Source organism: Photobacterium damselae subsp. damselae, from assembly GCF_038086725.1.
GTDB lineage: Bacteria > Pseudomonadota > Gammaproteobacteria > Enterobacterales > Vibrionaceae > Photobacterium > Photobacterium damselae.
This window is the reverse complement of the sequence record NZ_CP146970.1, coordinates 1,172,941-1,187,049: the sequence shown is the minus strand read 5'-3', so window position 1 is coordinate 1,187,049 and position 14,109 is coordinate 1,172,941. Positions and strand designations below refer to the sequence as shown.

The window sequence follows — 14,109 nt, the reverse complement described above, 5'->3', positions numbered from 1 at the left end:
TTTAACCATATCTGAATATACCTATTGACATTACTATCATCCACTCAGTTTATTTCATTTATAGCCATCCAATATTTCAAAAACCGATTTAGACTCTAATAGATTATTAAGAGTAAGATCTGATTCTTGCTTCCTTAGGATTTGAAGTATAGCTCGAATCGCCCCCATCGTTTTATTTAAAGACAGTTCTAAATGATTATCTAATATGTCATCGAAATCATACCCATTTTCTGTCAAAAAAATCATCCGATCTGAATGATGTTGCCACATCCAATTACGTAAACTTTCTTTACTTACTTGTTCAGCTAAATGATGAGGTTTAATTTCCCACCACATATTTTTTTTAGATATGACAGATAAACCATCTGGTTCATATTGTCGGCCTTGCACCCATAAGTAATTCCCTCCCAAAAACGTCTGTAATTCCGATTCAGTGAATTTATCCATCATCGGAGCAATATAATCAGGGCAATAGAAAGGAAACAAGACTGACTCACCCTCTATATGAGCTTCAAATAAAGAACCAAAATGCTCGATACAATTATCACCTGCTACCAGAATACCATTAGCCTTATAATCTTGATACCAATCAAAATGCTGTTCTGTAAGCTGAACACACATACAAATCTTATCGATATTTGATATGCGAGACCAAGGCACTAAAGGGCGTGTATCAATATGTGGATAATTTTCCAACACATCTGGAACCTGCGTCATATCTAATATTGCCCATACAGGTCGTTCCCTACGTAATTGTTCTGAAATCCATAGGCTGCTATTAATCATGAAGAGGTCTCCATGTTTTCAGCTGCTCTTTGACTTGTGTTGTAACTTTTTGGTCTCCGTATAGTATTATGTCAGCGGTCATACTTTGTTTAATAACACCATCAGAAGCACCTGATTGTTTAATCAACCGTATCGTATTTTTTAATACTTGGTCTTGACTCATTACTACTTTTTCATCTACTAGAAATGAGACAGGGAATACACTTGTTAACGCACTGTGTTTTACTGCTTGCTCAACTTTATGTTTCGCTTTTTTAAAAACAGATTCTCTTTCAAGTAATTCTAACTTATGTTCTAAATTGTATAAAATCTTTTTCTGACGAGCTTCAATTGAATAATTGTGCATATAAAAATCAGCAATATGATTTGCCAAATTTTTAGCATACAACTTACTAGAGTGATACTTCCCCCCAAATGCATCAATAGCTCCTGTATTAGCATCGATAATATGATCACTATATTCTTTATTACAGAAATCACATATTCCATTATTATTAATATCTAGGTGATAACACTTTGGATCAATATCGATGTGAGGTAATAGTATCATCTGCTGTACACCCTGATTAGGTAACTTATATTCAAACAATTGGACAAGTTGTCCATTATGGATAAAGCCTATAGTCTGTGGCGGTACTTGGGGTACAACATCTTCAAAATTAACATGTCGAAAATGAGTTAATTTATTCACATAGTCATACAGATCTTTCTTATTACCAAACATGCCTATATCTGTTGAAAATACACGAGGCGCTCCGTATGTGTAAGTTCTTATTGATTTAGGCTTACAAAAGTTGTTGGAAAATAAAGAAAATAGCGATGCACTAGCTCCACCTAAAGAGTGACCACAGATTATTAAATGCCTAGATTTTTCCGCGAGTAATTCTTCGATTTTAAAACGCAACAAAGCATATAATCGCTCTACATATACACTAAACCCTGCATGAATATGATAATCTTTTTCTTTGCTATTTGGATCACCATCAAGAGATATGTCTTTCTTGAGAGTATATAAATCAAGTAGTGCATCAGAAATTTGAGCTGTACCGCGAAAACTAATAATGATGTTTTCATCGTTCCACATAATAAAAGCTTCCGAACTTTTTGTATTGAACTCTTTAGAATACTCAATTACAGGAATGGCTTTATAATGTTTACTATAAGGTACTTCTTCAGTAATAAATGTAGGACAATTTTCATCAACAGCCTTTGCTAAATTAGGTGGAGAAATCATAGAACTATCATCAATTTTAGTTACATGAGAATTCTCTCTTAGTTGTTTTAATACACTTACTACTGAACCATCAACAGTTGCATCCTGAGTTTTATCTTCTATTATTTTCTCAATATTAGGTAAAATATCAAAAGTGTAGTCAGTACCTTGAATTTTACTAACGTTGTAAGTAACCTCTGCTTCATCTTCAATACCAGAAAAGAAACTTGCATAAGATAATATAGAAATTAAAGACCCATTGTAACCAGATACTAAATTATATTCATCAGTGTGTAAGAAAACTGGCACTTTCGCACGAACTGCTTTCACATTGAAGATGGTTAAACACTCTGGGCATACAGTATGAGTTATCGCTTTACTAATAGAAGGATGTTGTTCCACCAAGATTTTATCATCAGGTTGAATATCCCATAAATCCCCAATAGTAACCTCTCGGTGTAATATACGGTCTAGGGGAATACCTTCAACTTGAATACTGCTATGAGGCTTAAAATCAGGCTCGACATCTTCACTAGGGAACTTTTCTACTTCCGATAAAAGAGAATCAATTGCTACATAGAATTTAGCACCATCTAATGGAATATTAACGAACGTTACAAGACCATCACTATCAGTAATAGCTTCCAGCGGCTCCATATTTATTGGGTGCAGTTTTACAACTAACCCCGGAATACCATGATTAGTTTCACTACGGAACATCAGCTTTGTCCAACTGTTGAATTGAGTACAGGGTTGGCACACTAAATTTGTATCTATAGGCATGTTTTATTTTCCAAAATTAATTGTCAGTTTAGTAAATAAACTTAAATTATCTTCTGATATGGTAGGATGAAAATATCTATTTTTTACACCTTATCTATTTTCCCTCACTGGCCCCCTCTTTGGTACAAGATAAGTTTATTATGAGTAAATTTACTTATTATATTTAAACTTTTATGCTTCATTCTCGTTATTACAATGTTCTCATTCAGTATACTATGGTTCTAATACGTATTTCATAGCTCCACGTTTAATTTAATATTTCTTAAAGACTGAATATATGAGTCGCTATACGTTATGGATCCTTTAACGTATCCATCAACATTACACGATTTAATTTCACATATTGCTGTTAAACTACTATCTATTTTTTTAGATTCAACATTTTGAGCCCACGCACTTCCTAATGTTCTAAATCCCCATAGACTATAGGAAACTGAAGATTTTTTACCTAGCACTTCTAATATAGTAACTTTCTGACAACTGTTATCTTTATTAATAATAGGTAGTTCTAATCGGTAACTACTTCCCAAATCCTCTGCTTTATATGTATACTTACGGCTTTGTGAGTAAAGACCACATTTATCTATCATGATATTACCGTATATTTTCATATCGTTAGGCTTTGCCCCTGTTATTACAACGATCTCATTCCATATACTAGGCTCTAATACGTATTTCATAGCCTTGTAATAAGTAACTCTTGGAATACTTGTAAAAGACACAAGAACTAAACCTACAATTGGGACCCATATTCTTTTTTTCATAATTTCACGTTTAAGATAATATTTCTGGCTGACTGAATATCTTCCTTTTGTACTACTTTAAAGGGACCTTTTATATCCAACTGGTTTTCACTCACACATTTATACCTATAATTTATTTTTGTTGGGGAACATAATAGATCATCCCTCTTTGGTATAGTATAGTTAACTGGCATACCCCAAGGGTTTCTTTCGTTATTTATTCCCCATATACTATAAATGTTAGAAACAGAATTTACTTTGGAAAAACCTACTAACCCGTAAGAGGAAGTAGTATTACAAAAATCTATTTTTCCTTTAATAACAGGTAATTCTAATCTATAACTATTTCCTAAATCCTCAGCTTCATATTTGTATATACGACTTTGGGAGTATATACCACATTTATCAATCATAACATTACCATATATTTCAATATCTTTTGGCTTCGCTCCTGTTATTACAACGCTCTCATTCCATATACTAGGCTCTAATACGTATTTCATAACCTTGTAATAAGTAACCCTTGGAATACTTGTAAAAGACACAAGAACTAAACCTACAATTGGGATCCATATTCTTTTTTTCATGCTTATTCCTTTCCACATTTTCGCGGAATAATATTATTGCTTAACGCGGCTTTAAACATAGCCATATTGATCTCAATAGGGTTATCAGCAATTTGTTCAACGCCATTAGGTAATACAGGTAACGTAGCTGTAATTTCTTTTGCTCCTAGAGGAGCACCGCCTGAGTTAAGTCCAACTTTAGCACCCACAATATCAACGCCACTGTTAGATATTGAGATGAAAGAACCGCCGACCTTTAAACAAATCTTTGAACTGGCTTCAATAAGAACATTAGATGCTTTAACAGTATGAGTACCGCCTGACTTATATAGAGAGTCACTCTTCTGATTACTAACCAGTGTTTCAGAAGAAATGTGTAAACCAGTAGACTGAACGTAAGCATCACCATCTATTTGAATATTTTTATTGCCCTTAATGTGTTGGTGTTCATTAACCTCAACAGTAGTATGCTGAGAGCCTTTTATGACTTCATGAACATTTTGCCCGACTACTTTCTCATAGTCTTTCTGAGCATGCACAAATATCCTTTCTTTACCACCTACATTATCAAAAGACATTTCATTATAACCAGATCCTTGATATGACTCTGAGCGAAGTGTCGTGGTCGCTCTGTACTGAGGTAATTCATAAGGTGGTTTATTAAGGGTGTTATACATAGCTCCCGATATATAAGGTAGATCTGGATCTCCATGTAAAAAGGATACCAGCACCTCTTGACCTATTCTGGGTATTGCAACAAAACCAAACTGAGCACCAGCATTAGGACTAGAAACCCGAACCCAACAACTGCATAAATCATCATTTTTATTGTATCTATCCCAAGGAAAGTATATTTTCACTCGTCCCCATTCATCACAATAAATTTCTTCCCCTTCGGGCCCAGATACCGTGGCAAGTTGTGTTCCTAACACATTGGGTTTATCAATCTTAGGGACATAAAATTGATATTCACTAGGGATTGCCGTTACTTCAATTGAATATGTAGTCCCCTCACTACCAGCCTGCTCTTCTAAAGCTTGATACTGTGTGCCTGTGTGTATAATTTTAATCGGAACTAATTTACCAACTCCGGAAACAGTTGTGTGACGACCACATACAAATGACGGATCGTTTCCTTTAAGAGATACAAGATGAGCTTGCCACTGATGGATAGCAGCTCTAATCTGAGCGCTACGTGAATGAGCATCATTATAAAATGCATTAGGGTAGTGATAATCTACTAATTGATTATCTTCACCAAAGGTTACCAATTGTTCTAATGAGTTCTGAGGATGAAATGGATTATAATCTTTAGTCAATACACTTGATGTTGTTATTGAATAATTAGATATAGCAGAAGAGATATATGATTCTTGATTTACAGGGCCTGTTATTGGGTTGTATTCAGAATCCTGTGTTATAAAATAAGTGTCTTTACTATCATTAAAATATACATGATCTTTCTCTGGTGAGAACGTAAATGATAGCCCTTCTTCTGAACACAATCTTTGTATAAATTCAAAGTCAGTTTCTTGATATTGAGTGCAATAAATTCTGTTATCGTACTGATTAGTTAAATCAAAAGTAACAGCAGTAATATTGTGCTCCGATAGAATAGTGTTAATAATATCAGGAACAGATACTTCTTGAAAAATCCGAAAATTATGCCTTAATGTAGTTAGCCACATTTTAGGCACTACGGTTAATTGTAAAAGTGAAAACTCCCGAGAATTACCTAAATGACTGACATTAGACACTAAACCACATATTGAATTTAACGTTCCATAATGGTCTATAGCTAACTTAACTTCTTGCCGAAGAAAGTTTTTTGGGTCGGAGCCCAAAGACACTTTAATTTGAATCACTGACTGAGTTAGGCTATTCATTTCCAATCGAGATGTAAAATCAACGACTGACCACTCTTCCTGCGTCTTAACATTTACCAACTGAAAATAAATTCTATTCATAATCGTTCCTTATAAGTTTTCTATTAAGCCCCCCGTACATTATATAAATGTTACAGTTCTCTCACTACCTCTCCGCATAGTACTCCTAAACGTACACAATCAATTAATAAGAACATGCAGTTATTATCTTTACATCCCTATTATTAATCCATTGCAGAGCGCCTCCATAAATTTAAACACTAATACCATAAGCTTTCTAGGATTTCTAATTCAATTTTGTATAATACCGCTCTATTATGCTTTCCTGAAAATTTGTTTATCGAACTATTGAATCTAGCTTTTAAATGGATTAAATAAAATATTCGATAACTCACTCAATTTTAATAAGTATGTAAACCACCGAGCTTTCTCTTTGATTAAAATAATTGGGAGTTAAATTAAAATGCCCTTTTAATCTTATCGCTAAATGTTAAATCGGCATTTTTTGCCTACGTATTATATGCAGGATGCATGCCAACTTAGATAAAACTTAACCTGTTGAATAAGAAGGAATTTATTTTTAGATGAATTTGATAAGACTTTTTCTGGGCAAGATCTTGCTCAGAGGCGGGCAAGAAGTTGCCCAGCGAGCAAGATCTTGCCCGATAGATTCTATAAAATTAACATTAGGCAAACAAAACGATCACACTTTAACGTTAAATAAACATATAGCAATACTAAAAAGACATCACACGAAGAAATAACGTCTAGTAAACCCAAACTGCTTATTATGAGTAAAGGCCAAGACTTCTTTAATATATCGGAATTAAGCGCCTTAAAATCTTATGGCTACCTTTCAAAAAACTCACTACAACCATGCCTCGTTACTAGAGTTATCAGCAACACTTTATTGAGTACACCACTTCGTTAACATCGATATTAATTTACTGAAAGGATGCTTTAATAAGCATTATGCTATTGATTATAATAACTATATCTCTCATATTAAATTTCATAGGTGAGTTGAAGGCAACAACCAATAAAGAACAAAAAATAAAAGGTGCCCTCACAGCTGAGAGCACCTTTTAATCAATAGGATTATTGACACAGTAGAGTGTCCCATATCGAGATATCTTGGTTCGATTTATCCTTATGTCCCAGCTATAGATAAAGACCCTACAGCTGACGCAAGAATAAAGCTACTCCACCACTGCATCATCTCTCTCCTTTGTTCAAGATAGTCCGTACGGTTGTATGCACTTCGAACTTGGTTCGTATCAACGTGCGCTAATGCCGCTTCTATCCAATCTCGATTAAATCCTTGCTCATTTAATGCAGTACTTGCCAGAGAGCGCATTCCATGGCTCACCAACCGACTCCTAAAGCCCATTCGCTTTAATGCCATATTCACTGTTTGACTATTGTAAGGCGCCATTAAATTACGCTCTGCTGGAAATACATACTCACTACGAGCACTAAGGCTTTTTGCTACAGTTAAAATTCCTAGCATAGCCTCCGTAAGAGGTATTCGATGCTCTCGCCTCTTCTTCATTCGATGAGCAGGGATCACCCAGACTTTCGCATCAACATCAATTTCATCCCAACGAGTACCAGCTGCTTCTGATGGTCGAGTCATGGTATGTAATTGCCATTCAATTAAACATCGAGTCATTCGACGTATTGGAGCTTGAGCTACTGTACGCATAAGTTCAGGTAACTCTTCGGGCCTTAAAGCTACCATATTTTCTTTTTGTGGCTTCCTAAAAACGGCTCGTATTCCTCGTAACGGGTTATTACTTACAACACCACTATTTACAGCAAAAGAGAAGATTTCATTAAGTCGTTGAGATAATCGTTTAACGGTTTCCAAACTCCCTCTTGCTTCTATCGGCCTAAGTAACTCTATAACTTGAGGGGCCGTAATAGTCGAAATGATACAGTGCCCAATGACAGGAAAAACATGCCTCTCAAGTGAACGCCATACGTCTTCGGCATAGCCTTCAGTTATAGAAACTTGTTTTATTTTAAACCACTCTTGGCTAATGCTAAGTAACGTATGTTCACTTGCTTGTTTTTCTAAAGCTCTCTGATGGTTTCGTTGCTCCTTTGGGTCAACGCCTTGAGCAACTAACTCTCTAGCCTCTAATGCCAGCTTACGAGCATTTGCCAAAGTAATTTCTGGGAAAGGGCCTAGTCCCATATTGACACGTTTCTTAGTCACTGGATGATGATAATTGAAGTTCCAAAGGCGGGAACCATTTGCTCGAACGCGCAACTGTAAACCACCACCATCAGAAAGAACATAATCCTTTTCCTTTGGTTTAGCGCTAGTAATTTGTTTTTGATTCAGACGAGTCGCATTAGTAGCCATAGATACACCCTCCTTTGTGCTGTATTCCAGAAGTAAACAATATCAGGTTTGGAATACGAAATGGAATACCAAAAGTAGTAGATATGAATAGACGTTCGTGGATTCCAACAGAAACGCTAATATCTATAAGCTTTTGATAGTAAGGATTATTTGGACTTCTATGGACATAGATGGAAGGGGGTTTGGCGGAGAGATAGGGATTTGAACCCTAGATACGCTACAAACGTATGCCGGTTTTCAAGACCGGTGCTTTCAACCACTCAGCCATCTCTCCGTTTTGTTCTTCTCGTAAGAAGTTATGGCGGTGAAGGAGGGATTCGAACCCTCGATACGTTGCCGTATACACACTTTCCAGGCGTGCTCCTTCAGCCACTCGGACACCTCACCACATTGTTGCCATCACAGCTTTACCGTGACAACGGAGGCGTACTATAAAGATCCCCGACTACATTGGCAAGCCTTTTTTCTTTATTTGTTTTTAAGCGTTCATTATTCAAACAACAAGATGAAATAACAAGAATTTAGCGAGTCCATCACTGCTCTTCTTAAGTAAGACTGGTATATACTCAAGCCATGAGATACGTCGCTAAATACAGTAAGACGTCATTAAGCCTTCACCGATGAGATTCTAACTATGTCTTCACAACTAAATGCAATTTTAGAAGATTCTAACCTTGCCGAGCAGCTATTATCCTCTGCACAAACTTATGGTTTTGTGACCTCTATGGCGGCAGCACCAAATATTCTTGATCCTGCCGAGTGGCTTGCTTTCTTATGGGGTGGTGAGGAAGTTTCACCATTTACAACTCATGAAGAACTTGAGGCTTACGCAAATGCTATTGTTGGTATCTGGAATGATGCACGAGCAGCACTGTTAGCGGGTACTTGGCAATGGCCTGAAGGTTGCGCCCTCGATGATGCTCAACTAGTGACAGAAGAAACTCGCGAGTTCACAGAAGGCATGCTGCAAGGTTGGCAGTTAGCACGTGATGATTGGGAAACCATTATGCCTGAAGACAGTGAAGATAATGCCCTACTAGGTGGCGTTCTTCTGTCTATCAGCTTACTGTTCGACCCAGAAAATGCTCTTGCAGTATTATCTCAAGAAGGTGCCGATGCTCTGGCTCAATTTGAAGAGATCTTTAAAGCTGTTCCAACTATGCTGTGTGGCCTAACTCAGCGAGCCCAAACGTTAGCAGAAGATCAATAAGCGACAAACCCTATTAATTGAGTAGGTTTGTCGTATACCAAATCTACTCAATTTCAGGGGTTGACTGAGTCGTTAACCATATCCTTAGCACTTCAAGCATCTGCTGTTTATTTATCGGCTTAGTTAAATAATCATCCATACCTGCTTGATGGCATTTCTCTCTATCTTTATCGCTAGCATTTGCTGTCATCGCAATAATAGGTAGGGATGTATATATCCCCCCTAGCCGGCGTATCGCAAGACTGGCTTCTAACCCATTTAATTCGGGCATCTGCAAATCCATTAATACCGCATCAACCTTGACTTGCTGTACTTGCTCTATCGCTTCTCGACCATTTAAAGCCGTTTCAACAACAAAGCCATTTTTTTCTAAAATCGTTTTAGCAATCAATTGATTAGAAATACTGTCTTCTACTAACAAAATCTTTTTACCATGGAGTGATGTCCAATCATCGTGCTTTGAAGATCCACTCTGCTCCTGTTGCTTAAAATAGCTTTTAGCAATTGGCACTCTCACGGTAAATTGAGTTCCTTTTGCAACTTGGCTATCAATTTCTAACTGGCCACAGAGCAACTCTACCAATGCAGAGGTGATAGCCAGTCCCATCCCTGCCCCACCATAACGTCTTGAAAAGGATGCATCACTTTGCACAAAAGGCTGCAAAATCGAGGCTATTTTATCTTTATCAATACCAATTCCAGTATCACTAATGGTAAAAATCAGTTGCTCTGTCTCATGCCAACGGGCCCTAATCGTGATACTCCCAGAGCTGGTAAACTTTAGTGCATTACCAACAATGTTAGTGAGAATTTGTGATATTTTCCCCTCATCACTAACCATAAATAGCTCTGGCGAAAAGCCGATATCAACATGAAATTGAACACCTTTTTGTTCGGCTTGATTGCGAAAGATATCTTCTATAAAACGAACTAATTTATACGGAGAGAACTCCCCTTGGCTTAGTGCCACCTTTCCTGATTCTAATCGCGCAAAGTCCAAAACATCATTAAGTTGATTTAATAGTAAATGGGCTGCACTTTGTGATATTTCAGCAAACCGCTTACTTTTAGGGCTTAAGTCTTCTTCATTGAGTACTTCTAACGAGCCTAAAATCACATTCATCGGAGTGCGAATTTCATGGCTCATGGTCGCAATAAATTCAGTCTTAATTCGATTGGCTTCTTCTGATTCATGTTGCGCTTCTTGAAGTAATAATTCTTTTTCTCGCTGCCTCTCTAATACTTGCTTCAAAATAAAGACTGATGAATTGAGCCGTTGCATTTCTGACTGGTTTTCTTTTACTTGATTTAATTTAGGGTACATCTCTTTAAGCGAAAGAATTTTATTATTAATTCGCGCAATAGGATTAATAATAAGATATTGCGATACGAAATAGCACAAACAGCCTAGAAGTAATAATGAAGCCGCAAGAATAATTCGAATATAAGCGACATGGTGGGCTATGATCTCTTCAGGAACCTGATTTTTTAAAGCGATCTCAACTTTGCCGATATAACCATTATTAACCACCACATCTTTGGTGATCTCATAGTGAAAATGATCATCATGGTGATCATCGGCACTTCCCCATTGAAACACTTTTTGATTATCTCGATTATAAAAACAGAGATGGGCTAAACTGGGAATATTATGTGTAATAGTGAGAACAGTATTTTCTAATCTTTGAGTATCTTGCTCAAGGAGATCTTGTTTAGTAGCAGAAACAATAATATTGCTGTACTGCTCTAATTGGCCTTGGATCTTTTCTTCAATAAATTTGGTTTCTGAAATTCGTAAAATCTCACCAAAAACAAAGCACATCACCATGGTTAAGCTCACGATCACAAGTAAATACTTTCCCCATAATGGGAGCCGACCAATTTGCTTCATGCCTAAAATCTCCTTACCTACTGTTAATTAAGTAAAGCAAAATTTTGGCTTTTTGGTACTTTTTTAATACGTGTATAAAAAAATACCGCTTTAACAGTTAAGCGAAAGCGGTATTTGGCTCAGAGTAGAATTCGGTTAGTTCTGTAGATTAGCAGCAAAATCTAACATGCGATTTAAAGGAACGAGCGATTGCACTCGAATAGCTTCATCAACAAAGATTTCGTGCTCCGCTCCGCCATCTATCAATGCGGTCTCGATTGCTTTTAGACCATTCATCGCCATCCAAGGACAGTGAGCACAACTGCGACAGGTCGCGCCAGCACCAGCAGTTGGAGCCTCAATCAGCTCTTTCTCTGGAACCATCTGCTGCATCTTATAAAAAATGCCTTTATCTGTTGCGACAATCAGCTGTTGGTTAGGAAGCGATTTAGCTGCTTTAATCAACTGACTCGTCGAACCAACGGCATCGGCCAGAGCGACAACACTGGCTGGTGATTCTGGATGTACGAGAATGGCAGCATCTGGATAAACCGCTTTCATATCTCGGAGCGCTTTAGCTGAGAACTCATCATGGACGACACATTCGCCTTGCCACAATAACATATCGGCATCGGTTTGCTTTTGGATGTAAGATCCTAAATGACGATCAGGTCCCCAAATAATAGGTTTACCTTCCGCCTCTAAATGCTCGACTATCTCCAAAGCAATGCTTGACGTCACCACCCAATCAGCACGAGCTTTTACCGCTGCTGACGTATTAGCGTAAACAACCACGGTATGCTCTGGATGTTCATCACAAAACTGAGTAAAAGCTTCTGCTGGACAGCCAAGATCAAGGGAACACTCAGCCTCTAATGTTGGCATCAGTATCTGCTTCTCTGGTGTTAAGATCTTGGCAGACTCTCCCATAAAACGCACACCACAGACCAGTAGGGTTTTCGCTGGGTGTTGATTACCAAAACGAGCCATTTCTAGCGAATCACCAACAAAACCGCCTGTTTCTTCAGCCAATGCTTGAATTTCAGGATCGGTATAATAGTGCGCGACCATCACCGCATCTTTATCTACTAATAGGCGTTTAATGCTCTCTTTATAAGTAGCGCGCTCATCGGCGGTTAGAGGGGTTGGCTTTGGTGGAAAGGGATAAATGGTTTCGGCGGGATTGAATTGTTTTGTCATTGCTTCTTGCTCTAGTGGCTAATCCTTAGTCTGCCTGATTATATACAAAACGTTCACAAGATGCAGGAGGAACATTGAGTTACCACCAGGTTTCAGCGAAATCTCACAATAAAAAAAGGTCTGAACTTAAGCTCAGACCTTAGTTTTAACCAATGAAAATTCTGGATTATTGTCCCAGTTTGTTCAATGCAGCTTGGGCTTGTGTGGCCGTTGTTGAACTAGGGAACTCTTTAATAACCTGCTGATAATACTGAGTTGCTTTGGCAGTATCATTAGCTTTTTGAGCGATAGCACCCAACTTTAATAGAGCATCTGCACGCTTACTTGAATCTTTTGCAGCAACAACTGCTGTAAAATGTTCATCAGCGGCTTTCATTTGCCCTTGAGCAAAATACAGCTGACCTAGCCAGTAATGGGCATTCGGTGCGTAAACCGATTTTGGATAAGTGGCAATAAAGTCATTAAAGGCTTTAGTTGCACCTTGGTAATCCTTTTCTTTTAAAATCAGATTAACGGCTTTCTCATACGCTTGGTTTTCATCAAGATTGCTGCTGTAGCTCTCTTGATTTTCTTTTGCATCCGTATTGGTTGCTTTGGTCTCTTTTGCCTGTTGCGCTTGCTGGCTACTTAACGTATCTACTTCTCGATAAAGTTCACGTTGACGCTCTAACATCTGCTTTAAATCGTAGCTATTACGCTCTACTTTTCCGCGAAGATCATCAACATCTGTTGAAATTTGATCGAGTTGACGCTGCATATCAAGCATCATCTGATTTCGCGCATCAAGCATACGCTCTAGACGATCTAACTGTGAATCGGCAAAAGCAGGAACGGCGACCAATTGAGTCGCCGTACCAACCAGCAACCCTAATGCGAGTTTACGCATATTGTTACTGTTCATGATAGATCCCTATCAATTAGATAGTTTTATAAACAAGTACTGCACGACGGTTTTTCGCGTAATCAGCATCTGTATGACCAAGAACTAGCGGCTTCTCTTCACCGTAGCTCACGATAGACATCTGACTTGCAGGAACACCTAATGCTTGTAGGTACTTAACAACCGCAGCAGCACGACGCTCACCTAGGGCAATGTTGTACTCAGGCGTACCGCGCTCATCAGCATGACCTTCGATGATAACTTTTACTGCTGGGTGGTCACGTAGATACTCAGCGTGAGCTTCTAGCATTGCTTGATATTCAGGTTGAATCTCAGCATTGTCAAACTTGAAGAAAACAGTGGTCTCTTGACGCAATTGCTGATTACGAATTTCTTGTTCAGACATTGACGCATTGCCACCATCTACAGGTGTTGAGATTGCACCTTGATCAACCATAGAAGATGAACCACCAGCAGTTTGATCAGCCGCTGAACTGTTTGTACCTTCAGTTGAACTACATGCAGCAAGAGTCATTAGCGGTAGCGCAATCGCTAGACTTTTAAGTACTTTGTTTAATTGCATTATTTGTATCCTTTGTCT

General features: G+C 37.9%; 11 protein-coding genes and 2 tRNA genes. 1 reads left to right on the top strand and 12 read right to left on the bottom strand.

The window, feature by feature from the left end; translation table 11 throughout:
• Nucleotides 1–54 precede the first annotated feature (54 nt).
• From WAX86_RS05405 to WAX86_RS05370, 8 genes are all read right to left on the bottom strand, one after another.
• On the bottom strand, nt 55–786 hold the full coding sequence (locus WAX86_RS05405) for a hypothetical protein (protein ID WP_341489222.1): 732 nt from the start codon (nt 784–786) through the stop codon (nt 55–57).
• Entirely contained in the window at nt 779–2,782 is a 2,004-nt protein-coding gene (locus tag WAX86_RS05400) for a hypothetical protein (protein ID WP_341489221.1), read from the bottom strand. The genes WAX86_RS05405 and WAX86_RS05400 overlap by 8 nt, the downstream gene beginning before the upstream one ends.
• Before the next feature lie 233 nt (nt 2,783–3,015).
• Entirely contained in the window at nt 3,016–3,546 is a 531-nt protein-coding gene (locus WAX86_RS05395) for a hypothetical protein (protein ID WP_341489220.1), read from the bottom strand.
• Nucleotides 3,543–4,112: a hypothetical protein gene (locus WAX86_RS05390; RefSeq protein WP_341489219.1), complete on the bottom strand. Its 570-nt coding sequence runs from the start codon at nt 4,110–4,112 to the stop codon at nt 3,543–3,545. Before WAX86_RS05390 ends, WAX86_RS05395 begins: the two co-directional genes overlap by 4 nt.
• Nucleotides 4,113–4,114: 2 nt before the next feature.
• On the bottom strand, nt 4,115–6,058 hold the full coding sequence (locus WAX86_RS05385) for a type VI secretion system tip protein TssI/VgrG (RefSeq protein WP_341489218.1): 1,944 nt from the start codon (nt 6,056–6,058) through the stop codon (nt 4,115–4,117).
• 1,069 nt (nt 6,059–7,127) lie between these two features.
• On the bottom strand, nt 7,128–8,348 hold the full coding sequence (locus WAX86_RS05380; protein WP_341489217.1) for an integrase domain-containing protein: 1,221 nt from the start codon (nt 8,346–8,348) through the stop codon (nt 7,128–7,130).
• A 183-nt stretch (nt 8,349–8,531) separates the two neighbouring features.
• A tRNA-Ser gene (locus WAX86_RS05375) sits at nt 8,532–8,622 on the bottom strand.
• 25 nt (nt 8,623–8,647) lie between these two features.
• Nucleotides 8,648–8,735, bottom strand: a tRNA-Ser gene (locus WAX86_RS05370).
• A 247-nt stretch (nt 8,736–8,982) separates the two neighbouring features.
• Here WAX86_RS05370 and WAX86_RS05365 point away from each other — a divergent pair.
• The gene (locus tag WAX86_RS05365) at nt 8,983–9,558 is read left to right on the top strand and encodes a UPF0149 family protein (protein ID WP_036764115.1); all 576 of its coding nucleotides are present in this window, start codon (nt 8,983–8,985) and stop codon (nt 9,556–9,558) included.
• A 43-nt stretch (nt 9,559–9,601) separates the two neighbouring features.
• On the opposite strand, the gene WAX86_RS05360 is transcribed toward WAX86_RS05365, so the two are convergent.
• The 4 genes from WAX86_RS05360 to pal form a co-directional block, all read right to left on the bottom strand.
• Nucleotides 9,602–11,449 carry a response regulator gene (locus WAX86_RS05360; protein ID WP_341489216.1) on the bottom strand — a complete coding sequence of 616 codons (1,848 nt, stop codon included), beginning with the start codon at nt 11,447–11,449 and terminating at the stop codon, nt 9,602–9,604.
• A gap of 135 nt (nt 11,450–11,584) precedes the next feature.
• Nucleotides 11,585–12,628, bottom strand: coding sequence for a quinolinate synthase NadA (nadA, locus tag WAX86_RS05355; RefSeq protein WP_341489215.1), 1,044 nt, complete (start codon nt 12,626–12,628; stop codon nt 11,585–11,587).
• Between the two features lie 166 nt (nt 12,629–12,794).
• The gene (gene ybgF, locus WAX86_RS05350) at nt 12,795–13,529 is read right to left on the bottom strand and encodes a tol-pal system protein YbgF (RefSeq protein WP_237032981.1); all 735 of its coding nucleotides are present in this window, start codon (nt 13,527–13,529) and stop codon (nt 12,795–12,797) included.
• A 16-nt stretch (nt 13,530–13,545) separates the two neighbouring features.
• Entirely contained in the window at nt 13,546–14,091 is a 546-nt protein-coding gene (gene pal, locus WAX86_RS05345) for a peptidoglycan-associated lipoprotein Pal (protein WP_065170282.1), read from the bottom strand.
• Nucleotides 14,092–14,109 lie beyond the last annotated feature (18 nt).